The sequence below is a fragment of the Sphingomonas sp. BL-S-05 genome (assembly GCF_055521695.1).
Genome location: NZ_CM145499.1, coordinates 1,414,502 through 1,438,147, shown reverse-complemented (window position 1 = coordinate 1,438,147; position 23,646 = coordinate 1,414,502). Strand labels below are relative to the sequence as shown.

Annotated in this window: 16 protein-coding genes, 1 tRNA gene and 1 pseudogene; 9 read left to right on the top strand and 9 right to left on the bottom strand. The window is 64.4% G+C overall.

What is annotated here, in order from left to right; translation table 11 throughout:
• Nucleotides 1-8 precede the first annotated feature (8 nt).
• The 6 genes from bglB to ACZ1JS_RS06480 all read right to left on the bottom strand — a co-directional run bounded on the left by bglB (nucleotide 9) and on the right by ACZ1JS_RS06480 (nucleotide 9,243).
• Nucleotides 9-1,121 (bottom strand): beta-galactosidase BglB, encoded by a 1,113-nt coding sequence (bglB, locus tag ACZ1JS_RS06505; protein ID WP_465168231.1) that lies wholly within the window; start codon nucleotides 1,119-1,121, stop codon nucleotides 9-11.
• A 169-nt stretch (nucleotides 1,122-1,290) separates the two neighbouring features.
• A complete protein-coding gene (locus tag ACZ1JS_RS06500; protein WP_465168644.1) occupies nucleotides 1,291-4,293 on the bottom strand; it encodes a glycoside hydrolase family 35 protein in 3,003 nt (1,000 codons plus the stop codon).
• Between the two features lie 5 nt (nucleotides 4,294-4,298).
• Complete coding sequence (locus tag ACZ1JS_RS06495) at nucleotides 4,299-4,613, bottom strand: L-rhamnose mutarotase (protein WP_465168230.1); 315 nt, start codon at nucleotides 4,611-4,613, stop codon at nucleotides 4,299-4,301.
• Nucleotides 4,614-4,679: 66 nt separating this feature from the next.
• Entirely contained in the window at nucleotides 4,680-6,140 is a 1,461-nt protein-coding gene (locus ACZ1JS_RS06490; protein ID WP_465168643.1) for a rhamnogalacturonidase, read from the bottom strand.
• Between the two features lie 26 nt (nucleotides 6,141-6,166).
• Nucleotides 6,167-7,348 carry a rhamnogalacturonan acetylesterase gene (locus ACZ1JS_RS06485; protein WP_465168642.1) on the bottom strand — a complete coding sequence of 394 codons (1,182 nt, stop codon included), beginning with the start codon at nucleotides 7,346-7,348 and terminating at the stop codon, nucleotides 6,167-6,169.
• Between the two features lie 14 nt (nucleotides 7,349-7,362).
• Nucleotides 7,363-9,243, bottom strand: coding sequence for a rhamnogalacturonan lyase (locus ACZ1JS_RS06480; protein WP_465168229.1), 1,881 nt, complete (start codon nucleotides 9,241-9,243; stop codon nucleotides 7,363-7,365).
• Nucleotides 9,244-9,415: 172 nt separating this feature from the next.
• Between ACZ1JS_RS06480 and ACZ1JS_RS06475 the strand changes: the two genes are divergently transcribed.
• The 7 genes and pseudogenes from ACZ1JS_RS06475 (at nucleotide 9,416) to trxB (ending at nucleotide 20,023) form a co-directional block, all read left to right on the top strand.
• A complete protein-coding gene (locus ACZ1JS_RS06475) occupies nucleotides 9,416-12,574 on the top strand; it encodes a TonB-dependent receptor (protein WP_465168228.1) in 3,159 nt (1,052 codons plus the stop codon).
• A gap of 146 nt (nucleotides 12,575-12,720) precedes the next feature.
• Nucleotides 12,721-13,248, top strand: coding sequence for a DUF6250 domain-containing protein (locus tag ACZ1JS_RS06470; protein WP_465168227.1), 528 nt, complete (start codon nucleotides 12,721-12,723; stop codon nucleotides 13,246-13,248).
• A gap of 17 nt (nucleotides 13,249-13,265) precedes the next feature.
• Nucleotides 13,266-15,947, top strand: a complete 2,682-nt coding sequence (locus tag ACZ1JS_RS06465) for an exo-rhamnogalacturonan lyase family protein (RefSeq protein WP_465168226.1) — start codon at nucleotides 13,266-13,268, stop codon at nucleotides 15,945-15,947.
• A gap of 166 nt (nucleotides 15,948-16,113) precedes the next feature.
• Nucleotides 16,114-18,036, top strand: a complete 1,923-nt coding sequence (locus ACZ1JS_RS06460; protein WP_465168641.1) for a potassium transporter Kup — start codon at nucleotides 16,114-16,116, stop codon at nucleotides 18,034-18,036.
• Nucleotides 18,037-18,164: 128 nt separating this feature from the next.
• Nucleotides 18,165-18,552, top strand: a pseudogene (locus ACZ1JS_RS06455) (2'-5' RNA ligase family protein).
• Between the two features lie 50 nt (nucleotides 18,553-18,602).
• Nucleotides 18,603-18,679 (top strand) — tRNA-Met (locus tag ACZ1JS_RS06450).
• Between the two features lie 372 nt (nucleotides 18,680-19,051).
• Entirely contained in the window at nucleotides 19,052-20,023 is a 972-nt protein-coding gene (trxB, locus tag ACZ1JS_RS06445) for a thioredoxin-disulfide reductase (RefSeq protein WP_465168225.1), read from the top strand.
• A 40-nt stretch (nucleotides 20,024-20,063) separates the two neighbouring features.
• Here the strand turns inward: trxB and ACZ1JS_RS06440 are convergent, their stop codons facing one another.
• The 3 genes from ACZ1JS_RS06440 to ACZ1JS_RS06430 all read right to left on the bottom strand — a co-directional run bounded on the left by ACZ1JS_RS06440 (nucleotide 20,064) and on the right by ACZ1JS_RS06430 (nucleotide 21,614).
• On the bottom strand, nucleotides 20,064-21,020 hold the full coding sequence (locus ACZ1JS_RS06440; RefSeq protein ID WP_465168224.1) for an aldo/keto reductase: 957 nt from the start codon (nucleotides 21,018-21,020) through the stop codon (nucleotides 20,064-20,066).
• The gene (locus ACZ1JS_RS06435; RefSeq protein ID WP_465168223.1) at nucleotides 21,020-21,199 is read right to left on the bottom strand and encodes a hypothetical protein; all 180 of its coding nucleotides are present in this window, start codon (nucleotides 21,197-21,199) and stop codon (nucleotides 21,020-21,022) included. The genes ACZ1JS_RS06440 and ACZ1JS_RS06435 overlap by 1 nt, the downstream gene beginning before the upstream one ends.
• Before the next feature lie 73 nt (nucleotides 21,200-21,272).
• A complete protein-coding gene (locus tag ACZ1JS_RS06430; protein WP_465168222.1) occupies nucleotides 21,273-21,614 on the bottom strand; it encodes a hypothetical protein in 342 nt (113 codons plus the stop codon).
• 130 nt (nucleotides 21,615-21,744) lie between these two features.
• Here ACZ1JS_RS06430 and ACZ1JS_RS06425 point away from each other — a divergent pair, with 130 nt between their 5' ends.
• Complete coding sequence (locus ACZ1JS_RS06425) at nucleotides 21,745-22,698, top strand: ArsR/SmtB family transcription factor (protein WP_465168221.1); 954 nt, start codon at nucleotides 21,745-21,747, stop codon at nucleotides 22,696-22,698.
• The gene (gene metF, locus ACZ1JS_RS06420) at nucleotides 22,695-23,636 is read left to right on the top strand and encodes a methylenetetrahydrofolate reductase [NAD(P)H] (protein ID WP_465168220.1); all 942 of its coding nucleotides are present in this window, start codon (nucleotides 22,695-22,697) and stop codon (nucleotides 23,634-23,636) included. The genes ACZ1JS_RS06425 and metF overlap by 4 nt, the downstream gene beginning before the upstream one ends.
• Nucleotides 23,637-23,646: the final 10 nt, after the last annotated feature.

The following is a 23,646-nucleotide window of genomic DNA, read 5'->3' as shown; positions in this document are numbered from 1 at the left end:
CAGAAGCCTCAGATATACGTCCGCAAAAACTCCGCCAGCGCACACACCGCCAGGCTCTGCCCGTACGGCATCGAAGTCAGCGCGATATCCTTATAGAATTGCTGCGTATCGCCCATCGCCGTCCCGAACGACACCTGCTTCAACTCGCCGGTCTCATCGATATTGGCCAGCACCCCGCGCACCGCCTTGATGCCCACCGCCTCGTACGCACGCGGCAGATACCCCTTCCGCACCGCCTTCAGGATGCCGTACGCGAATCCCGCCGCCGCCGACGCTTCCAGATAGCTGGTCGGGTCGACGATCAGCGTATGCCACAACCCGCTCTCGTCCTGCGTCTCCGCCAGCGTCTTGACCTGCGCCGCCAGCGTATCGATCAGGAACATGCGCAGCGCATCGCCCTGCGGCAGTTCGAGGATCTCGATGATCTCGGGGATCGCGATCGTGACCCAGCAATTGCCACGCGCCCACAGCGCTTCGGCGAAATTGTGCCGCCCGTTGAAATCCCATCCGTGGAACCACAGCCCGGTCTTCTTGTCGAACAGATATTTGATATGGACAAGGAACTGGCGCTTCGCCTCCTCGACATAGTGCGGGCGGTTCAGCAGCAGCCCGATCTTGGCCAGCGGCAACACGCTCATCATCAGCGTGTCGTCCCACATCTCGCCCGGATTTTCGTCGTTATAGACGATATGCTGGAACCCGCCCTCTTCGGTCTTGGGCAGGCCGTCGGGCGCCATCAGCCATTCCGCCCATGTATCCAGATACGGGATATAGCGCGGGTCCGGCTCATGCTCGTACAGATAGGCGAGGGTGATGAACGGGGCGACGGTGTTGATGTTCTTTGTCGGCGTGCCCTCGGCAAAGCGATCCTCGAACCATTGCTTGATGATCGCCAGCGCCGCCTTGTCGCCGGTCTGCTCGTAATAGCGCCACATGCCGAACAGGCCTACGCCATGCGTCCATTCCCACCCGGCCCAGCCCTTGGTGTCGATGATCCGCCCGTCGTCGAGATGGAGCAGGAACTCGCCCGTCTCGTCCTTGATATTGACCAGATTGTCCATCAGCAGCGCGATGGCGTTGGTCACCTGTTGGCGGGGAATGTCGTGGGTCAGCGCGGCCATGATAGCTCCGGTAGAAGGGTTGTATTCAGGTGGGTCGGACGGACAATCCGTCAGGAAATTGTCGTCATCCCAGCGCAGGCTGGGATCTCGCGCGGCAGGCGCGACACCTCAGCAACCGGGATGCCCCAGCCTTCGCTGGGGCGACGTCGGGGTAGGGCGGGCGCACAGCTCACTTCGCCGTCGCCAACACCGCCGGCGCATCGACCATCCGCACCGGCACCCCGCCGCGAACGTTGCGCATCGTCACCAGCCGCACCTGCTCCAGCGCGTTGCCCGGCGCACCATCGCTGGTGACGGCGAGCGACAGCACGTTGCGCCCGCGATGGTTCAAGATGCCTTCGGGCACGACGAAGGTCCGCTGCGGCCCGACATGGGCGATGAACTGGCCCATGTGCCAGCCATTGACGAACACCAGCACCCGGTAATCGACCGGCGAGCGCGGCACGGCGGCATCGCCGAACGCCACCCCGATCGTCGCATCTTGCCCCTTTGGAACGTTCAGGTCGAAGCTGGTGCGATACCAGCTGGTCCCCGCGGGTGCCGAGGTCGCCGGCAACGTCACCTTGGCCCACCGCGCATCGTCGAAGCCGGGCAGATGCCAGCCCATCCGCTCGCCATATTGCCCGCCATTATTGGCGACGCCGCGGACCGGGTCGACGATATCCTCGCCGCCCTGCCGCCCCTGTATCTTCCACGCGACCGGCACCGCGAAGGACTGGCCCGCCTGCTTTTCGACCGAGGCCGACACGATCCCGCGCGCTTCCTTATGGAAATCGTCGGCGTCGAGGTCCCAGTTATGCCCGTTGTTGCGCAGCATGACCGACAGCACATGCTCGCCCGGCTTCCGCGCCGCGTCCGGCAACGCGATCGTCGCCGTGCCGGTCGTGATCGGCCGCGGCAGTCCGGCGGGCAGTTCGTCCTGCCCGATCAACTTCCCGTCGAGAAAGACCTGCACCATCCCCGACCCGCCGGCGCCGTAATAGAGCCGTAACCGCTCTGCATCCGCCGTGCCGGTGAAGCGCCCGCGATACCAGACATCGCCGTCGTGAAAGCCGTACGCGTCCATCAGCATGTTCGGCTGCCCATCCGGCCGCGCGGTGATGCTGGCATAGGCGCGATTGTCGATCGCCTGCCACGTCGCATCGTCAAAGCCAAGTTCAGCCTCGGGTGATCCCGGCGCCATCCGCCACTCGGCCAGCACCGGCAACGTCACCGCCGCCGGACCGGGCAGGGGCGACCGCGCCACCAGACTGCCGCCACGGCCTGCCCCGGTCGCGACCCGCGCGCCATTCCACGTCACCGACCGCACCCGCTTCGGTGCCCAGACCTCCAGCGGTGTCGCCTCCTTGGTATCGCCGGTCAGCGCCAGCGTCGCACCGCCCTTGGCCGATCGCACCAGCGCCGGCCCGCGCACCAGCACGTCGCCGGTTTTCCAGAATGTCGCGACCTCGGCCTCATCGCCGATCAGCAGCGTCATCGGCGGCCGTCCGCCGCCCGACACCTGCACCCGCGCGAGGCTGCCATGGGTGTAATCGAGCCGCAAATCGCCCTTTGCCACATCGAACGACGACCGCACGTCCCCGGCGATCACCCGCACGGTCGGCGCGCTGGCATAGCGCAGCACCGTCGTCCCCGCTTCCTGCGCCCGCCCGTACAGCAGCAGCACATCGCCGCCATCGATCCGCAGATGCGACTGCACTTCCGACGTCGCATAGACCAGCCGCTGCCCGCCGAGATTTACGCCGGCGATCAACCACTTCGCATCGAAGCCGTTCAACCGCATCTCGGGCAACGCATAGCGCCCGTCGGGCAGGTCGGCGGTGATGGTGAAGCGGTCGTCGCTCGCCTTGTTCGACGGATTGTGCGTGACCAGCAGGAAGCGGGCGTCGGTCTCGGGCGACTTGTTGTGATAGACCTGGATGTTCGGCGACGAGATCGTCACCGGCCCCGCCGGCACCATCCCCGCCAGATCGGGCACCGCCGCGATCATGCCGGCCAGCGCCTTCAGCTCCTCGGCCTTCTCGCGCACCTCGCGCGTCTCGCTGAACGCCGCACCATAATCATAGCTGGTGAAAACCACCGGCGCCGGCAGCCAGCCCCAGCTCGTGCCCCCGAACCCCATATAGAAGCTCTGGATCGCGATGCCGTTGGCCAGGTTGGTGCCGTAGAATACCCGCTGGAACCGCTTGCCGCGCTGACGGGCATTGCACTCGTACCCGCCGTTCGATCCCCAGTAATCGAACCAGCCGCCGCCGAATTCCGCCGCAAAGCCCGGCGTGTTGGGGCTGGCCGACGCACCACCCTTCGCCCCGCCCGGACCGTAGAAGCCCCAATCGGGCGCGGCGCTCCCGCGCGTGACCTTACCCCCGACGGTGCAGGTGCCGCCGGGATAGCCGTCGAACGCATAGAGATCGGGTGAACCCTCGACCGTCTTCGCCACGTTCGATCCGCGCGGCACCCAGTACCCGTTGCGCCCTTGGTCGTTGTGGAACAGCGGCACGGTGATCCCGTCCGCCCGCGCCTTGGCATAGAGATGGTCCATATACCGCCCCTGTGCCGGGGTGGTCAGCGCAAGTTCGTTCTCGATCTGGTGCAGGATCACCGTGCCGCCCTTTTCTCCCTTTGGGCCACCGTTGATCTGGTGGCGGGCGATGATCGGGTTGATCTGGCTAAGCCATTCGTCGGCGGCGGCCAGATAGTCGGGATCGTCGGTCCGCGCCCGCGCCCGCTGGTTCTGCAACCATCCCGGAAAGCCGCCGCGCGTCAGCTCGGCGTTCACATACGGCCCGGCACGGGTAATGACGTACAGCCCTTCTTCGGCCGCCATGTCGAGCAGCCGGTCGATATCGCGAATGCCCTTGAAGTCGTACACCCCACGCTTCGGGCTGTGGAACCCCCAGTCGAAATAGAAGGCGACGGTGTTGAAACCGCTCGCCTTCATCTTCTGCAGCACGTCGCGCCACAGATCGGGGGAGGGCAGGCGGAACGCATGGACCTCGGCCGACCAGATGGTGAGCCGCTTGCCATCGATCATCAGCGAGCGCGCATCATACGACACACGCCCGAATTTCTTGACCGGCGCGGCCAGATTGGCGGTCGGTTTCGCCGTCTGGGCGACTGCCGGCGTCAACATCGACGCGGCAACGCCACACAGCAACAGGCTACGCAGCATCTGGGTCATGCCATGTGGAACATGGGGGTGAGCGGCCATTCGAGCGGCCGGTGGTCGGCCTGCGTCTCCATCAGCGGCGCCATCGATTCCCACCAACGCTGCATGACCGGATGGCTGGGCAGGGTATCGCGCTGATTCTGCTCGGCCAGTTCCAGCGTCGCGAATAGTGCGCCCGTCGCTTCGTCGAGAAAGATCCAGTAGTCCGAAATCCCCGCCTCGTGCAGCAGCGCCGACAATTCGGGCCAGATCGCGTCGTGGCGCGCGCGATATTCGGCGGCCATGCCCGACTTCAACTGCATCCGAAACGCGTGCCGTGCCATCCGCCCCTCCAACTTGTCCACTATATGGACTTTATATTCAAATAATAAAATGACTGACGCCGCGGGTCAATCGCTACGTGTAACCTTCGTCACCTTTACCCCTGCGACATCGTCCATCCGCATCGCCGGCCGCCCATCGCCCTTGGTCGTCAGGTCCAGCCCCTCGACCGTCAGCCCCCGCACATGCCGGCACCACAGCCCCCATGCCGGCGTCGGCCCGAACATGCTCGGCTCGGGATAGGCGTCGGCCAGTTCCGGCGGCATCGCCACCGGCTGCCCCCCGCCCGAAAAGGAAAGGCTGATATCGCGCAGGGTTACGTCCTCAATCGCGTGCCCCGGCAACCCCGCCAGCGTCGCCGCGAAGCGATGGTCGATCCCCGTCGCGCTCAGTCGTTCGACCGTCACCCCCCGGATCGCACCTACCCCGGTTCCCGCCGGCCCCCGCCGCCGGTCGCCGATCCGCAGGAACAGCGGCGCGGTCGTCACCTCGGCCATGGTCAGATCGCGGACGACCACGTCCTCGATCACGCCGCCATCGACCGTCTCCAGTGCCAGTCCCCGCGACCGTTCGAACCGGCACCGCTCGATCCGGATCCGCCGGAACCCGCCATTGCTCTCGGTCCCCAGCTTGATCCGCCCGGTCACCCGGTCGCGGTCGGGCGCGACCTGCTGTGTCCGCCCCCGCGTCCCGTCGATCAGCGTGCCCGGATCATAGCCCGACACCACACAGTCGCGCACCGTCACATCGCTACAGGGCAGTGCTCGCCCCAGCGCAAAACTGCTCTTCAAAACAATGGCATCGTCATTGGGCGTATTCACCCGGCACCTCTCGACCAACACGTCCTGCACGCCGTCGAGGTCGATCCCGTCGCGATTGGTATCGATGGTCAGGTCACGCAGCACCATGCCCCGACAGCCCGTCGCAAGGATCGCGAAATGCCCGCCCCGCGCGATCGTGATCCCCTCGATCCGCACGTCTCGTGCCTCGACCAGCGCCAGGGCCTTGTTCCCCAACCCGTTCATCCGCGCCGCATCGGGCTCCAGCGCGGCGATCTCCGCCGCCGTCATCTGCCGCATCGACAGCGGCCGCTCGCCCGCCTGCTTGCGCCACCGCGCACCCGGCCCGTCGCGCGTCAGCCCCTCGCCATCGATCATGCCCGGCCCGACGATCGCGACCCGCTGTACCCGGTCACCGAAGATCAGGCTGTTATGCCAGTGGCTATGCCCGAAATCCTGATAGAGCTGCTCGCCGCGATCTTCGGGCAGCGCATAGCGCCCGCCGTCGCGCGCCGGATCGGCGGCGACGATCACCGCCTCCCGCTCCAGCACCAGCGTCACGTCGCTCGCCAGCCGCAACGTGAAGCACCGATAACGCCCCTTCGGCACCACGACCGTCCCGCCGCCCCGCGCCGCATCGATCGCCCGCTGCACCGCCGCCGTGTCGATCGTCCGCCCATCGCCGGCCGCGCCGAACTGCCGCACGTCGAACCGCCGAGCGGCATGGGCCGGAAAGGGCAGGGCGAGCATTCCCAGCAAAAGGGCGCGCCGATCGATCAATTGCCGTCCGGCCGCACGTCGCTGCGCGCCGCACTCGGCACGATCGCCACCGCCGCCGGCAAGGGCGGCCGTGCCGGATCGAAGCGCGCGGCGGTCACATGCGCGGCCATGCCCGGCAGCGCGCGAATCCCCTCCGCCACTGCCCGCGCCAGCAGCCATGCGCCGTAATTATTGTGGTGGGTCCGGTCCTTGCCGCCATCGTTGAACGCCTGCGGACTGACCGCCGGCCCAAGCGCTTCGTAGATGGCGATGCTTGCGGCGTTGAGGTCGATGAGCGCCACGCCTTCCTCCGCCGCGACTGCTCGGACGGCGGCGGGATAGTCCCCCAGTGTCGGCGTGATCCGCCCGGTCGCATCGAAATTGCGCCGTTCGGGACTGGTCACCAGCACCGGCGTCGCCCCCCGCCGCCGCGCCTCGGCAATATAGGCCCTCAAATAGGCGCGATAGGTCGTCCCGGCCTCGACATAGGTTTGCGGCCACTGCGCTTTCTGGTCGTTATGCCCGAACTGGATCAACAGCCAGTCGCCCTTGCCGATCGTCGACAGCACCTTGTCGAGCCGCAATTCGGTCAGGAAGGATTTCAGCGTCTCCCCCGATTCCGCATGGTTCGCGACCGCGACTTGCCCATCGAGAAACGCCGGCAGCATCTGCCCCCAACTTGCCGCCGGTTCGGATGGCTGGTCGGTAACCGTCGAATCCCCGATCAGATACAGGGTCGGCACGTCGGCCGGCTCGATTCGCACCGTGTCGACCGCCGCATCGCCGAGCAGTTCGAGCGTCAGGCGATCGTCCCATGTCGGACTGCCCGCCTCGCGAGGCTTCAGGCGGACCATCGCCCCGCCCGGCGCATTGGCCGGCGGGGGCGCCAGCATCGCCGTCCGGGTATTGACCACGAAGCTGCGCGTCACCCGCTGTCCGGCGCGGGTCACGACCCGGTCGAGCATCAGCCGCCGGGCCTCGGCCTTCACCGTGGTCGTCGCCGTCCGCCGATCACCCAGCGTCATCGTCACCCGCCAGTTACCCTCGGGCAACGCCACGGAGAACCGACGCCCCCCCTCCGGCTCGTAACCATAGCCATCCCGATAGGGACGATCGCGCTCGACCCGAACCTCGCCCTCGCGCGGTCGGGCATCGTCAAGGCGATAGGTGACGGGCGTCACCGGTCCGGCAAGCAGCATTGCCAGCGCTACGATCACTTTGGCGCGACCAACGGATGCGGCGGCTGGTTGTAGGCGGTGTTCTGCCACGCGACGGCCAGTCGATAGATCGGATCGTGCATCAGCGTCTCGCGCCGGATGCTGGTCGGGAAGGGCGTCGCATAGATGCGCAATTCGCGATTATCCTCGCTGCACAGGATCACCTCCTCGCGCCAGTCGCCCAGTATGTCCGCCGACAGCGCGGGTGTCGATTTGGTGCCGTTGTTCGACGTCGCGCCTTCCGCGACCAGCAGCGGTACCTCGATCCCTGCCTTCCAGTCCCATTTGGTGATGCGGTTGCGGTCGAGCAGCTCGCGCTGCGCATCGCCATCCCACCAGATGGCGAAATTCGCGACCTTGGGCTTGGGTCCGGGAATGATTTGCCCCTTGGCTGTGTAGAGGTTGGGCGTGCTCGAGTTCCAGTTTTCCTCGCCCGGATAGCGCGGGTCAATATCGGCCGACAGGCCCCGACCGGTGTCCTTGGTCGCCGGCGTCGTCCACAGGATCGCGCCGGTCCGTGCGTCGAGCATCGCCGATCCGATCCCGCCATTGCGCGTCACCTCTTCATGGACGCCGAATTTTTCGAGCCCCGGCCGGTCGGGATCGAGGTCGCCGACATGCATCGTATCGCCATGCCCAAGGCCCGCGCTCCACAGTCCCCTGCCGTCGTCGTCGATCGCCATCGAACCGTAGACGATCTCGTCACGGCCATCGCCATCGACATCGGCGACCGACAGATTGTGGTTGCCCTGTCCGGCGAATTTCGCATTGCCCGGCGCCGAACTGTCGAACAGCCAGCGCTGCGTCAGCTTGCCGTCGCGCCAGTCCCATGCCGCGACGGTGGATCGCGCGTAATAGCCGCGCCCGAAAATCCCGCTCGGCCGCTTGCCGTCCAGAAAGGCGACGCCGGCGAGGAACCGGTCGGAACGGTTGCCATAGCCATCGCCCCACAGTGCCTGCAGCCCCTCCGGCGTATCGCTGCCGCGGGGCGGCGTATAGGGTTGCGTCGCCAGCGCCCGTCCGGTCGCTCCTTCGAACACGGTCAGATATTCCGGCCCCGTCAGGATGCGCCCCTGGATCCGCGCGACCTTACGCCCATCGGGCAGGGTGGTCGCACCGGTGCGATCGGCCTGCGGCAATTCGCCGTCCTTCGCTCGCCAGTCGGCTTGTCGGTCGCCCAGTACCCGCCCGGTCCCGTCGACCGTACCATCGGCGGTCTTGACCATGATCTCAGCCCGGCCGTCGCCGTCGAAGTCATAGACCATGAACTGGCTGTAATGCGCGCCCGACCGAATGTTGCGGCCCAGATCGATCCGCCACAGTCGCTTGCCGTCCAGCGTATAGGCGTCGAGCAACGTTTCGCCGCTATAGCCGCCGAACGCATTGTCCTTCGAAATGGTCGGGTCCCACTTCAGCACGATCTCATAGCGGCCATCGCCATTCAGATCGCCGACGCTGGCATCGTTGGCCGTATAGCCATAGCGCTCACCGGCCGGTGTCACCCGTTCGGCCGGCGGATCGAGCGGGACCGACCAATAGCCCTTCGACCAGACCGCTGCCGTGGCCGCCGGCTCACCTATCCCAATCGTCTCGAGCCGGTAGCGCGCCGCGGACGTTCCGGTCCGGTCGTGGAAGCTCGACGCCCCGGACACTCGCGCGGCGATCACCCTGCCGTCGCGCAGCAGGCGGAACGTGGTGCCCGGCCGGTCGGTCGCGAGCAGCCGCCACGAAATGTGATTGCCACCATTCTGCGCCGGCACCGCCACCAGTCCCCGATCGAGTCGCTCGACCTGCCGGCCGCCCGTCGCGGCATTCGGCGCGGCGAGGGCGGTTGCCGACACGCTCGCAGCCAGCATCCCCAGAATCAATCCGCGCATCGTCCGCTCTCCCGTCGACCATATTGTTTCACCATATGGACACAAATATCATATTGCGAAGATTCTGCTTTGCAAGCGGTCCGTTCCACGGTAGGCCCGAGGTCGAGCAAAGCGATTTTGATCGGCGACGGGGAACACCCACGCGCCGTCCCGGACATGAGGAGGGGTTTGCATGACGTCGTTCGCCAACATCCGTGGAGCCAGGCTGCGCGCCGCCGCGTCGGGCCTGGCGCTGATCGTGGCGCTGGGTAGCGCGCCGGCCTTTGCGCAGGTGAATGACCCGAATAACGCCGCTGATGCGCCGGCGACCGGTCAAACGGTGGACGATCCCGCCGCGAGCGAAGGTGAGATCCTGGTCACCGGTACGCGCGCATCGCTCCAATCGGCGATTGCTCGCAAAAAGAACGCAGCGACCGTCGTGGACAGTATCGTTGCGGACGATATCGCAAGCTTCCCCGATAAGAACGTGGGAGAGGCGCTCGCACGTATCACCGGCGTGCAGTTGAGCCGCGATTTCGGTGAAGGCACAGCGGTTTCGATTCGGGGAGTCGAGCCGGACCTCAACCGCGTCGAGATCAATGGCGTTAGCCAACAGTCGGCGTTGGGCGGACGCAGCGGCGATTTCCGCGAACTCGCCGTCGAACTCGTCAAATCGATCGACGTCTACAAAGGCTATTCCGTCGATTTGACCGAGGGCGGGATCGGCGGCACCGTCAGCATCCAAACCCGCCGTCCGCTCGAACTGGTCAAGCCGATCTTCAGTGTTTCGGCATCTGCGCAGCGGCTCGACCTCACCGAAACAATCAAGCCCCGCTTCAACCTGACCGCGGGCCGGTCCGACTTGCTGAACGGCAAACTTGGCGTCATCTTCAACGCGACCTACTCCGATGTGGACCTGCGTCAGGATTACGCTTCAAACACCAATTGGAACCGTCTAGCCGATTTCGATCGTTCGAACGAGAAGACGATCGCCGATCCGACCTATGCCAATTTCGGAACGTATGAGAGTTGCGCGGGTGTCGCCGGGGCGACAGCTGCCGCACGACAGTCGAACCGCCTCGCCTGCGAAACCCAATTCTTCGATTGGATGCCGACCGTCGCACGGTATCGTAAGCTCGATCGCAATGACAAGCGGACCAGTGTCGATCTGTCTGTTCAGTACGAATTCGCCGACAACTTCTCGGCTTGGGGTCAGGCGCAAGCAAACTTTCGTAAGAACACATTGCAGGACGCGAATTACTCGGTCGATCTCGGTCAATTCACGCGCTTCAACCTCGACACCGCGTTGCCAACGGTGAACGGTGCCGCATCCCGACCGCGCGTAGCGCCGGGTACGTTCACGATTGACGATCATGTGGTGACCAGTCTCGAAACAGCCTATAACGGCATTACGCCAGGAACCACCGCCAACGGCGCGAACAGCATCGTCGGAGTTCAGCGTCGAGATTTCGATTACAATCAGGAAACGCGATACTTCCAATCGGGCTTTAAATGGGAGCTCGACCGGATGCGAATGGAGTTTCTCGGTTCCACGTCGAGCGGAAAGCTCATCAACAATACCAATCTGGTAGCAATCAGCACCGGCGTAGCGGGCATTACCGTTGACCGTCGGAACGACCTGGGCATTCCCGTGTTGATTTTCCCGGAAAGTTTCGATCCGGCGGACCCGGCGTCGTATGCCGACTTCACGCGTCGTGGACGGGACGGCGCGTTGCTGACGCAAGCCGGCCCTACCGTCCAGTACCGTCCTGCCGAAACCGGTACGAAGGAAAAGCAACTGAAGCTGGATGTCGACTATGACCTCGACTTCGGACCGCTAACGACCTTCCAGTTCGGTGGCCAGTACCGGACCCAAAACTATATCAACTATACCGGTGGTGGTGCGCGGGTGCTCACGCCGGCCGTCGCTGCAGGGCCGGGACGCCCCGCTCGAAATCCGGTCTACCAGACGTCGGCTAACGTCTCGTACAATACGGTCATTGGTTCACCGCCGCCGGCCGGACCGGCAGCCAACACCTATTACTTCACGCAGGCGCAGTACCAGCAGTTCATTGCGCAAAACTCCGGTGTTACAAACGGGGCTCCTCTCTTTACCGGGCTACAAGGTGCGCCGGACGGAGCGCCATCGCGGCTTGCAATACCGTTGTTCGACTATGGAAATCTCTCACGTTACTACGATTTGTCGAATTTCAATCAGGGATTGTTGAAATTCGCCGACGGATTGCCGCAAATCCCGAACTACGTGATCGATGAAGATATCGTGGCCGGATATGCGATGCTTGATTTCGCGCAGGACTTTCTGGGCATGCGACTGACGGGTAACGCCGGGTTGCGCTATACGTTCACTCGTGATCGATCGACTGGCACCAACCGCCGTAACGAAATCAGGTTGCGCGAAGGTACTGGCGTCAACGGGGTTGCCCCGATCTATGACACGATCATCGCAGGTATTCAGGAAGTTACGATCCAGAACGAATATCACGATTTCTTGCCGGCAGTGAACCTTAACCTAGAAGCGCTGCCAAACCTGTTTGTCCGTGCAACGTACGCGAAAAATCTTGCGCGGCCAATCCCTACCGATTTGACACCGGCTATCAACTGCAACATCGATCTTGCCGATTTCGTGGTAGGTGAGGACGTCTGCAGTGCAGGTAATCCTGCTCTGCAACCATATCGCGCCGACCAGTATGATCTGAATGCATCCTGGTATCCGAATGCCGATACCATGGTCAGCGTCGGATATTATTACAAAAATATTACGAGTTTCGTCCTACCGGCTCAAACTCGCAACGGCGTGGACCTGTTTGGTGATGGCGTCCTCTATACCGTTCGGCAGAAGGTGAATGGCTTCGGCGCGAAGTTGGACGGGTTCGAATTTACCGGCCAAACCTTCTTCAGCTTTCTACCTGCTCCGCTCGATGGGTTCGGCGTAAAGGGCAACTTCACCTACGCCCGCGCGCTGAACAGCGCCCTGACCAATCTGTCGACAGGTGAACCACTGGACGGGTATCCTGGGCTGTCGAAATACACGTACAACGCGTCGCTGTTGTACGATAAGGGCTTTTTACAGGCGAGCTTGAACTACAATCGCCGCAGCGATTGGCTGCAAGCCGCCGCAGATGGCAATAACGGCAATAATCCAATTTTCCGTCGCGGCGAAACTTTCATCGATGCGAAGGTGCAGTTTCGCATCAGCCCGCACTACAGCATCACGATCGAGGGGCAGAATCTCGGTAAGGAGTTTTCGAAAACCTACATCGATGATGCGCGACCCATCGAATACTATTATCCTGGTCAGCGCCTATGGTTGGGTATGCAGTTCAAGCTGTGATCGGGTTGGTTAGCCGGTATCTTGGCGTGACACACCGGCTGCTACCTTTGTTACTTATAGGGTGCGTAGGGTCCAAACCATCCGACCAGCAATGGTCGATTGAGACCGAATCACCGCAAGCACAGGTCCGCTACCTTCCCGGCGGCGTGATCGATATCGACACGCCGCGCGGGCTTACCCTGTGGTATCCCGATCGGCTGGACGGGCCGGTACGCATCGCCTTCGATGCGATGGCGGTATCGGCGGGCGGGCCGAACGATCAGGTTAGCGATCTCAACGCCTTCTGGATGGCGACCGATCCGGCGGTACCTGATCGGTCGGTGTTCTCCCGACCGCGCGATGGTCGGTTCGAGGCGTATGACACGCTGACTACCTATTATGTCGGCATCGGCGGCAACCGGAACACGACGACGCGGATGCGACGCTATACCGGCCGGCCCGGGGACCGGCCGCTGCTGCCCGAACATGACCGGGCCGATCCAGCGGCATTGTTGCAGCCCAATCGCTGGACCCGCGTCGCGCTGATCGCCGATGGCGAACGGATCGCTGTCGAACGGGACGGCCGCTTGCTGTTCGTCATGACCGACCCTGCGCCCTATCGCAGCGGCTGGTTCGCGCTGCGCACGACGCAGAGCCATTTGCGCATTCGCCGGGTGACGATTTCCCGGCCCTGACCATCGGAGACACGACCATGCCGATCACCCGCCGCGGCCTGATGGGTGCGACCATGTTAGCGGCCGGTTTGCGCAGCCTGCCGGCATTCGCCGCTCCCGTCGACCATGGGCGAATAGTGGAAGGACGCGCGAACTGGGTCGAGGGACGGCCGCCGGCCGCGCATGCCGGGCAGACGTTCGGCATGGCATGGCCGCGTGGACGGGTGTCGTCGCGGCAGCGCTGGGCGGTGCGCGACGATGCCGGTCGGCCACTGCCCGCCCAAAGCTGGGTGACGGCGACATGGCCCGATGGCAGCGTGAAATGGACGGCCCATGCGCTTCCGGCCGATACGGCACCGGGCGCTGCGGTCATCGTCGGACCGGGTCGGGCGGCGCTGCCGGATGCGCCGGTGCGGGTCGAGGAGCAGGGCGACATAATCGTCATCGCGACCGGCGACCGGCGCTGGGAGATCGGCCGCAGCGGCGACGCCTTGGTCCGGCGCGCAACCTGCGGCGACCGTACGGTGCTGCGCGACGCGGCGCTGGTCGCCGAACTGCGGCAGGGTTCGCCCGAAGGCCCGCGCCTGTCGCTGAACGGACATATCGACCGCGTGACCGTCGAGCAACGCGGACCGGTGCGCGCGGTGGTGAAGGTCGAGGGCTATCATGTCGGTGGCGAACAGCGGGCGCTGCCGTTCGTCGTCCGCCTCTATGCCTATGCGGGGTCGCACGGGCTGCGGATCGTCCACAGCTTCGTCCACGACGTCGATCCGTCGCGATGGTTCGTCTCGGGGATCGGGTTGACCACCGCCGTGCCGATGGTGGCGCCGCTGCACGATCGGCATGTGCGCATCGCGCTGGATGAAGGGGCGATGTTCGTCGAGGCAGTTCGGCCGCTCACCGGGCTGCGGCGCGATCCGGGGGAGGCGACTCGCGCGGCGCAGATCGCCGGCAGGGCGACGCCGCCCCCGGCGGCGATGGCGAAACCCGTTGGCGATCTGCTGGAGCGGATTCCGGCATGGGGCGAGTTCTCGCTCGCACAATTCTCATCGCAGGGTTTCACGCTGCGCAAGCGGACCGGGGCGGATCATGGCTGGGTCGATGCGGGGGAGGGCGGTCGCGCGCCGGGCTTCGCCTATGTCGGTTCGCCGCAGGGCGGTGCCGCGATCGGCGCGCGCTGGTTCTGGCAACGCCATCCCGGCGAGATCGCGGTGACGAACGCGACGGGGGACGATGCTCGTCTGACGCTGTGGCTATGGTCGCCGCGCGCCGGCGCGATGGACCTGCGATCCTATCGCGGCGTGATGGGGATGGAGGGATATGCCGCCCAGAACGAAGGGCTGGCGGTAACCTACGAGGATTTCGAGCCGGGCTGGGACAGTGCCACCGGTATCGCCCGCACCAGCGAACTGATGCTGTGGGCGTTCGGCTCGACCCCGCCGACGGAGCGGTTGCAAACGTTGGCCGCGATCGCTGCCGACGCGCCGCAACTGGTTGCCGGTCCGGCCGGACTGCACGCCGCCGGGGTGTTCGGCCATTGGAGCCTGCCCGACCGATCGACGCCCAACCGGACCGCGATCGAGGATCAGTTGGCGCATCTGGTCGATTTCTACGCCGGCGAGGTCGACCGACGCCATTGGTATGGTTTCTGGAACCATGGCGACGTCATGCACAGCTATGATTCGGATCGCCACCAGTGGCGTTACGATATCGGCGGCTTTGCCTGGGCCAACAGCGAATTGTCGCCCGATCTGTGGTTGTGGATGCAGGCGCTGCGCACCGGCGGTGGTCAGGCCTATCGCCTTGCGGAGGCGATGACCCGCCATACGGGGGAGGTGGACGTGTACCATCTCGGCCGGTTCCGCGGCATGGGCACACGCCACGGCGTGCAGCACTTCAGCGACAGTTCCAAACAACCCCGCGTCAGCAACGCCACCTACCGCCGAATTTATTATTATCTGACCGCTGACGAACGGGTTGGCGACCTGATGCGCGATCTGCTGACATCGGACCGGACGTTGGCGACGGTCGAGATCGGTCGCAAGGTACCGGGCGGCGCGCGCGCCGTCCTGCCGGCTGGCACGGTCGAGATGTCGTTCGGGACGGTATGGTGTTCGCTCGCCTCCGCTTGGTTGACCGAGTGGGAGCGTACCGGCGACCGGCGGTGGCGCGACCGCCTGATCGCCGGGATGGACAGTATCGGCCGTCTGAAGAATGGGTGGATGGCCGGCAGCGCGCCCTATGATCTGGCAAGCGGGCGGTTCACCGGGTCGGGCGACACGGTATCGATATCGCATCTCAACGCGGTCTTCGGTGCCGCCGAGATCAATGCCGAACTGCTGCAGCTGCTCGACGTGCCGCGCTACCGAAAGGCATGGCTCGACTATTGCCGCTACTACAACGCGCCCCGTGCCGTGTTCGAAGCGCGGTTCGGACCGCGCAAGGGGTCGGATAATCTTGCCGAAGCGCACTCTCGCCTGACGGCGTTCGCGGCGTGGGCCGACGTCGATGCGACTCTTGCCAACCGGGCGTCGGTCGAATTCTTCGTCGGCAAGGCTGGGCTGGGCACTCGGATGGACGATCCCAGACGAACGCTGCCCGGCGGCATCGTCGAATGGCCCGGCATCAGTACCAATGCCGCATCGCAATGGGGGCTGGCCGCAATCGAGAATCTGGCGCTGATCCCGGCGGCGATCGACAGCGGCAGGCTGCGCTCCTGATTGGATGCCGATGTGCAACGCCGTTCATCGAAGGTGCAGGTGGATCGGCCCATCAGCGAACGTTGCGCGGCTATGGTGCGCGTGCTAACGGCGCGCGCTCAAACCATTGGGACGCGGTCGACATGACCAACCTCGTTGCCACTTCGGCGCGGTCCCCGCGCCCGTGATGTTCTCCAGAGAGGCTTCCGGCGAAGCCACCGATCTTCCCGCGGAGGGGCCGGGCCATCACGGCCCCGCACAGTCGCTCGCCAAGCTGTCGCTGGGCGCGCTCGGCATCGTCTATGGCGATATCGGCACCTCGCCGCTGTACGCGATGAAGGAAACGTTCGTCGGGCACCATCGCCTGCCGGTCGATCAGATCAACATTTTCGGCGTCGTCAGCCTCGTCTTCTGGTCGTTGATGCTGATCGTGACGCTGAAGTACGTCTTCATCATCATGCGAGCGGACAATAACGGAGAGGGCGGCAGCCTCGCATTGCTTGCCCTGATCCAGCGCAAGACCGGCGGCGGTCGCTGGACGGCAAGCCTCGTCATTCTCGGGGTGCTGGCAACGGCGCTTTTCTTCGGCGACTGCATGATCACGCCGGCCGTGTCGGTATTGTCGGCGGTAGAGGGGCTGGCGACGGTCAATGCCGGCTTCGACCCGTTCGTGATCTCGATCGCCGTCGTCATCATGATCGCGCTATTCTGGTTGCAGGCTGTCGGGACGGCAGGGGTCGGGCGCCTCTTCGGACCGATCATGATTGCCTATTTCGTGACATTGACCGGCCTCGGCATCCTCAACATCCTCGAACGGCCGGAGATCGTTCAGGCGCTCAACCCGATCTGGGCGGTGCGATTCTTCTCGCAGGACGGGATCCTCGCCTTCCTCGCGCTCGGATCGGTCGTGCTGTCCGTGACCGGAGCGGAGGCGCTATATGCCGACATGGGGCACTTCGGACGACGGCCGATCTCTGTCGCCTGGCTTTACTGCGTGTTTCCGGCACTGATGCTCAACTATCTCGGGCAAGGCGCATTGCTGCTCGAGAACCCGGATGCGGCATCGAACCCGTTTTTCTTCATGGCGTCGGAAGATTTCCGGCTGCCACTGGTCATCCTTGCGACGCTCGCAACGATCATCGCCAGTCAGGCGGTCATCACCGGTGCGTTTTCGGTGGTGCAACAGGCCGTGCAACTCGGATTGATGCCGCGCCTGCGCATCGAACACACCAGCGCGGATGCCGCCGGCCAAATCTACATTCCCGCCGTCAACTGGGCACTGCTCATCATGGTGCTGCTGCTGATCTTCGGATTCCAGGAATCGTCGAACCTCGCCGCCGCCTATGGGATCGCCGTGACCGGCACCATGTTCATCAGCACCTGCATGATCGCCGTGCTGATCAAGCGCGTGTGGAACTGGCCGGTAGCGGCAGTCGCGGGCTTCATGGCGATCTTTCTGTGCATCGACGGCGCCTATTTCGCGTCCAACCTGACCAAGGTTCCCGATGGCGGCTGGTTCCCGCTGCTCGTCGGCATCGTCGTGTTCGTCTTACTCACAACCTGGGCCAAGGGGCGCAAGCTGATGATCGAGCGGATGCGCGAGGCGGCGATGCCCATCAAGGTGTTCATTCAGTCGGCGGCCAGTTCGGCGACGCGCGTACCGGGGACCGCGGTCTTCATGACGTCGACGCCGGAGGGCGTGCCGCACGCGTTGCTGCACAATCTGAAGCATAACAAGGTGCTGCACGACCGCGTCATCCTGCTGACCGTCAAGATCGCCGATACGCCCTATGTGGACCCGGAAGTGCGGACAAAGACCGAGGATCTGGGGCAGGGCTTTCATCGCATGATCCTGAAATTCGGCTTCATGCAGGATCCGGACGTGCCAGGCGCGTTGAAGGCGGTCGGCTGCTGCGGCGGCGATTTCCGGATGATGGATACCAGCTTCTTCCTTGCGCGGCAGACGCTGTTGCCGTCGTCGCGACCCGGCATGATGATCTGGCGCGAAAAGCTGTTTGCATGGATGCTGCAGAATTCTGAGAGCGCGATGGAGTTTTTCCGCCTGCCGACGAACCGAGTCGTCGAACTGGGCAGTCAGGTCGAGATTTGACCGATCATCACGGCCCTGCGCCGATCATCGTCACCGCCCTGTTCGGGCACGAGGATCAGGCGTGGTTCGACCGGCAGCGCCGTGCCTATTTCCCGCCGGAGCGCAACGTGCTGGCGGCGCATTGCACCATGTTCCACCATCTCGCACCGGAACTGGGCGCCGAGTTGAAGCAACGGTTGAACGCGGCGACACGGGGGCTGCCGGCTCCGCATGCCCGGGTCGGCGGGTTGATGAACCTCGGGCGCGGCGTCGCCTATCGGATCGAGTTCGCCCGATCTGGAGGCGATCCGTGCCGATTTGGCCGATGCCTTTGCTTCGATGCTGATCCCGCAAGACCGGAGCGGGTGGCGGCCGCATGTAACCGTCCAGAACAAGGTCGAACCAGCTGAAGCCAAGGCGTTGCTGGCGACCCTGTCCGCCGGATTTTCACCGCGACCGGTCAGAATCGCAGGCTTGGCGAGCTGGTGGTATCGCGGCGGACCGTGGGAAGCATTTTCTCGTCACATGTTCGCTTGACCGGGGCGATTCCCGTTCGTATAGGGCCGCCTCCCGACGGGAAGTGGCGGGGCGAAGTAGCTCAGTTGGTTAGAGCACGGGAATCATAATCCTGGGGTCGGGGGTTCAAATCCCTCCTTCGCTACCACCGAATTGTCCAAGATCGGAAAGCGCAAGCCGTTGCGATGCCATGATATGCATCGTTACGGCTTTTTATGTGCCAAAATCGAACTGTTGCCTCCTTCGTTCGTTAAGATTGGACAACGAAATTGGAGAGGCACAGCCATGGTTACCATCAGTCAGCGTCGCCCGATGCTCGATGGATCGCGCGATCGTCCACCCAATATGACTGGTCTGATCCTTTGCACCCTATTGGCGGTACCGTTCTGGGGCGTGGTTCTGGCGTTCGTTCTGTAGGTCGACGCGTGGCGTGGGTTGCAGCAGCCTACGAATGACCCATGTTGCGTTCGAACGGCCCGTCTGATTAGACGGCGCAAACGCCTCGAACGGAACTATCGCAATGTCTGTGACCCATCATACCCGCATGCTCGTCCTCGGCTCGGGGCCAGCGGGACTGTCTGCCGCGATCTATGGCGCGCGGGCCGGTATGGAGCCGATCGTCGTGCAGGGCATCCAGCCCGGTGGTCAGTTGATGACCACGACCGATGTCGAAAATTATCCGGGCTTTCGCGATGTGGTGCAGGGCCCCTGGTTGATGGGCGAGATGCAGGCGCAGGCCGAGCATGTCGGCACGCGGATGATGTGGGACACGATAGTCGACGTCGACCTGACGCGCCGTCCGTTCCGGCTGACCGGGGACAGCGGCGACGTGTACGAAGGCGAAGTCCTGGTGATCGCAACTGGCGCGCAAGCACGCTGGCTAGGGCTTGAGAGTGAGGAACTGCTGAAGGGGAAGGGCGTGTCGGCTTGCGCCACCTGCGACGGGTTCTTTTATCGCGGTAAGAAGGTGGCGGTAATCGGCGGTGGTAATACCGCCGTCGAGGAAGCGCTGTATCTGACCAATCACAGCGACGACGTGACCATCATCCATCGTCGCGACAGCTTCCGCGCCGAACGCATCCTGCAACAGCGGCTGTTCGCGAGCGACAAGATCAGCGTGCTCTGGAACAAGCAGGTCGAGCGGTTCGTCGGTGGCGGCGATCCCCACGGCCTTGTCGGTATCGAATTGAAGGATACCGTTACCGGCGAGATTTCAATGCTGGATGTCGATGGCGGCTTTGTCGCGATCGGTCACCATCCGGCGACCGAGCTGTTTCGTGGCCATCTCGCACTTGATGACGATGGCTATATCGCGGTCGAGACCGGATCGACCCGCACCAGCGTACCGGGCGTATTCGCGTGCGGCGATGTGATGGACAAGGTCTATCGGCAGGCGGTGACAGCGGCCGGCACCGGCTGCATGGCTGCGCTCGATGCCGAACGCTTCCTGCAAGCCGCCGAGTTCGACGATCTGGCGGAAGCTGCCGAATAGCGAAGCGGGCGGGGGTGGTCCTGCACCCCCGCAGCGTGCATCACACGCCCGCGTCGGTCAGCCGGGCAAGCTGGTCGGCTGACAGTTCGACCCGCCACGACCCGACCAGTTCTTCCAGTTGTGCGACACTGGTCGCGCTGGCGATCGGCGCAGCAACGCCCTCCTGCGCAGCGAGCCATGCCAGCGCGAGTTGCGGCAGCGTTGCACCGGTTTCCTTGGCGATTGCGTCCATCGCCGCCAGCACCGCAGCGCCCTTGCCGCTCAGCAACTCGGACATGCCGGCGCCGCGCACGCTCTGCGACAGGTCGTCGGTCGAGCGATATTTGCCGGTGAGGAAGCCGGAGGCGAGTCCGTAGTAGGGCGCGACGCCGATATTGTGCTCGACACAGAGATTCTGCAGTTCGCCTTCGTATCGGCGCCGGCTGACCAGATTATATTCGGGTTGCAGCACGTGGAAACGCGGCAACCCTTCGGCGATGGCAAGATCTATCGCCGATTTCAGGCGCATCGCGCGGAAGTTCGAAGCACCGAGCACACGCACCTTGCCGGCGTCGATCAGCCGTCCGAAAGCAGCGAGATACTCTGCCTGTGGCACGTCTTCGTCATCCTGATGCGCATAATATAGGTCGATGCGATCGGTGCCGAGCCGCGCAAGCGACGCTTCCGCCGCCGCCGCGATCCGTGCCGGCGCCAGCTTCTCGCCGCCCTCGCCGGGCAGCATGCCGACCTTCGTCGCGATCAGCACGCGGTCGCGCTTGCCCGAGTGTCGCAGCCATTCGCCGATGATCGTTTCCGACTCGCCGCCATGATGGCCGGTGACCCATGCCGAGTAGACGTCGGCGGTATCGATCATCGTGCCGCCCATATCGACAAAGGCGTCGAGGATGCGGAAGCTCTGCGCGCGATCGATCGTCCAGCCGAAGACGTTGCCACCGAGGATCAGGGGCGGGGTGGCAAGGTCGGTCGCGCCCAATGTACGCAACGGGAAATCGGTCATCAGGGTTCTTTCTGTTGGGGCGGCAGCACATTGCCATCGAGGCTGTTCGCGTCGAGCATCGCTGCGGCATCGTTCAGCGCTGCGGCTTCGGTCTGGGTCACGCCGCCCGGCCCAGATGGTTCGTCATCGCCGCTACAGGCGGCGAGGAGCAGCGGGGCGAGGGCAAGAAACTGGCGCATCGATCGTCTCCCAACGAAAAAGGCCGCCCCCCGTTGCATCGGGAGGCGGCCTGTAGCTTCTAACCGGTTCGGGTCAGCGCTGCATGTCGCGACCGGCCTTTTCCAGTTCCTGACCCGCTTCACGCTGCGCATTGTCGGCGGCGGCGTCGGCCTTGGCCGCACCGCGATCGATGGCGGCACCGGCGCGATCGGTCGCGTTCTCGATCTTGTCTCCGGCGCGATCGGTGGCGTTCTCTGCTGCACCCAGTGCCCGCTCGCCGGCCGTCTGAACGTCGTCGACTGCTTCGCCCATGGTCGCGTTCACGTCCGCGGCAACGGCATCGGCCGCTTCACCCGTCTCGTTCTGCGCCTTCTGGCTGCATGCTCCGATCGAGAAGGCGGCAGCGGCGAGCGGCAGCAGGAAAATCTTCTTCATGTCGGTTACCCTTCCGTTATGATCGGCCGCCCAACGCACCAGCCTGCCGACAGTTTCCCTTGCGCAATGATGGCGCGGCACGGCGCGCTATCGATTGACGTCATATAAAGATTTCTTTATATGAGGGTCCATGGTTCCGGCCCTCGATATCCTGCGCGCGGCAAGCGATGCTACCCGGCTGCGGGTGCTGATGCTGTTGCGGGCAATGGAATTGTCGGTCGGTGAACTGGCACAGGTGCTGGATCAGAGCCAGCCCCGCGTCAGCCGCCACGTCAAGATCCTGTGCGATGCCGGGCTCGCGGTGCGGCGCAAGGAAGGCAGCTGGGTCTTTGTCGCGCTCGGTGCGCCGACGCTGGTCGAACCGCTGCTTGCGGCGCTGGATGCATGGATGCCGGCAGACGATGCGGTGACCGTCGCGGATCGGGCGCAGCTTGCGGCCGTACGGGCCGACCGGACGGCGGCGGCGGCGGCATGGTTCGAGACGCATGCCGGGGAATGGGATGCGATCCGCTCGCTGCACATCGCCGAGGAACAGGTCGAGGCTGCGATGATCGCAGCGCTCGGCACCGACCCGATCGGGCTGCTGGTCGATATCGGTACCGGCACCGGACGGATGCTCGAATTGTTCGGGCCACAGGCAACGCAGGCGATCGGCATCGACCGGTCGTCGGAAATGCTGCGACTGGCGCGGGCGAAGCTGACCGAACAAGGGCTCGACCATGCCGAATTGCGGCAGGCCGATATTCACGCGCTGCCATTGGCCGAAGCGGTCGCCGATGCGGCGGTGCTGCATCATGTGCTGCACTTCGTACAGCATCCGGGCGCCGCGATAGAGGAAGCGGCGCGTGTTCTGCGACCCGGCGGGCGGCTGCTGATCTGCGATTTCGCACCGCATGCGCGGGAGGAGCTGCGACAGCGCGACGCCCATGCGCGGCTCGGCTTTTCGGACGAACAGATGCTCGGATGGTTCGCCGATGCGGGGCTGGCACCGATATCGACCCAGACGCTGGGCGGCGGTGAATTGACGGTAAAACTATGGATGGCACGGCGGACGTTCGACGTGCGAGAGGTAAAGGCGGCATGACTCCTACCATTTCCGACCTCGAAGAAGCGCGACGCGCCCTCGATGCGCCATTGTTCGCCGATCTGGCGGGCGACTGCGCGGTCAGCTTCGAATTCTTTCCGCCCAAGACCGAGAAGATGGAAGCGGCGCTGTGGGAAACGGTTCGCGCGCTCGAACCGCTGGCGCCGAAGTTCGTGTCGGTGACCTACGGCGCCGGCGGATCGACGCGGGAGCGGACCCATGCGACCGTTGCCCGCATCGCCCGTGAAACGTCGATGCCCGCCGCCGCACATCTGACCTGCGTCGAAGCGAGCAAGGCCGAGATCGATCAGGTGGCCGAGGAATATTGGCAGGCTGGCGTGCGTCATATCGTCGCATTGCGGGGCGATCCGCCGACCATGGGACAGAAGTTCGTGGCGCATCCCGACGGCTATGCCAATGCCGCCGATCTGGTCGCGGGATTGCAGAGGCTGCACCCGTTCGAGATTTCGGTCGCCGCCTATCCCGAATGTCACCCGGATTCAGCGCATCAGGCCGCCGATCTCGATAATCTGAAGCGCAAGATCGATGCCGGGGCGACACGCGCGATCACCCAATTCTTCTTTACGCCCGAAGCGTTCTTTCGCTTTCGTGACGCGGCGGGGGCGGCGGGGATCACTGCCGATCTGGTGCCGGGCATCCTGCCGGTGTCGAATGTCGGGCAGGTGCGGAAGTTCGCCGGGCTGTGCGGTGCGTCGATTCCGGCGTGGATGGATCGGTTGTTCGAGGGGCTCGACGATCATCCTGGTGCGCGGCAACTGGTCGCAGCGACCATCGCCGCGGAAATGTGCCGCAAGCTCTATGCCGGCGGCGTGCGCGATTTCCATTTTTACACGCTCAACCGCGCCGAACTGTCCTACGCCATTTGCCACCTGCTGGGGCTGCGACCCAAGCCGACGCCGGTCGCGGCGGCGGCCTGATCCCCAAAGG

Excerpts from the sequence above, each read along its gene's own strand:
- bglB (WP_465168231.1), bottom strand. The coding sequence starts at position 1,121 with ATGGCCGCGCTGACCCACGACATTCCCCGCCAACAGGTGACCAACGCC.
- ACZ1JS_RS06500 (WP_465168644.1), bottom strand. The coding sequence starts at position 4,293 with ATGCTGCGTAGCCTGTTGCTGTGTGGCGTTGCCGCGTCGATGTTGACG.
- ACZ1JS_RS06495 (WP_465168230.1), bottom strand. The coding sequence starts at position 4,613 with ATGGCACGGCACGCGTTTCGGATGCAGTTGAAGTCGGGCATGGCCGCC.
- ACZ1JS_RS06490 (WP_465168643.1), bottom strand. The coding sequence starts at position 6,140 with ATGCTCGCCCTGCCCTTTCCGGCCCATGCCGCTCGGCGGTTCGACGTG.
- ACZ1JS_RS06485 (WP_465168642.1), bottom strand. The coding sequence starts at position 7,348 with ATGCTGCTTGCCGGACCGGTGACGCCCGTCACCTATCGCCTTGACGAT.
- ACZ1JS_RS06480 (WP_465168229.1), bottom strand. The coding sequence starts at position 9,243 with ATGCGCGGATTGATTCTGGGGATGCTGGCTGCGAGCGTGTCGGCAACC.
- ACZ1JS_RS06475 (WP_465168228.1), top strand. The coding sequence starts at position 9,416 with ATGACGTCGTTCGCCAACATCCGTGGAGCCAGGCTGCGCGCCGCCGCG.
- ACZ1JS_RS06465 (WP_465168226.1), top strand. The coding sequence starts at position 13,266 with ATGCCGATCACCCGCCGCGGCCTGATGGGTGCGACCATGTTAGCGGCC.
- ACZ1JS_RS06460 (WP_465168641.1), top strand. The coding sequence starts at position 16,114 with ATGTTCTCCAGAGAGGCTTCCGGCGAAGCCACCGATCTTCCCGCGGAG.
- trxB (WP_465168225.1), top strand. The coding sequence starts at position 19,052 with ATGTCTGTGACCCATCATACCCGCATGCTCGTCCTCGGCTCGGGGCCA.
- ACZ1JS_RS06440 (WP_465168224.1), bottom strand. The coding sequence starts at position 21,020 with ATGACCGATTTCCCGTTGCGTACATTGGGCGCGACCGACCTTGCCACC.
- ACZ1JS_RS06435 (WP_465168223.1), bottom strand. The coding sequence starts at position 21,199 with ATGCGCCAGTTTCTTGCCCTCGCCCCGCTGCTCCTCGCCGCCTGTAGC.
- ACZ1JS_RS06430 (WP_465168222.1), bottom strand. The coding sequence starts at position 21,614 with ATGAAGAAGATTTTCCTGCTGCCGCTCGCCGCTGCCGCCTTCTCGATC.
- ACZ1JS_RS06425 (WP_465168221.1), top strand. The coding sequence starts at position 21,745 with ATGGTTCCGGCCCTCGATATCCTGCGCGCGGCAAGCGATGCTACCCGG.
- metF (WP_465168220.1), top strand. The coding sequence starts at position 22,695 with ATGACTCCTACCATTTCCGACCTCGAAGAAGCGCGACGCGCCCTCGAT.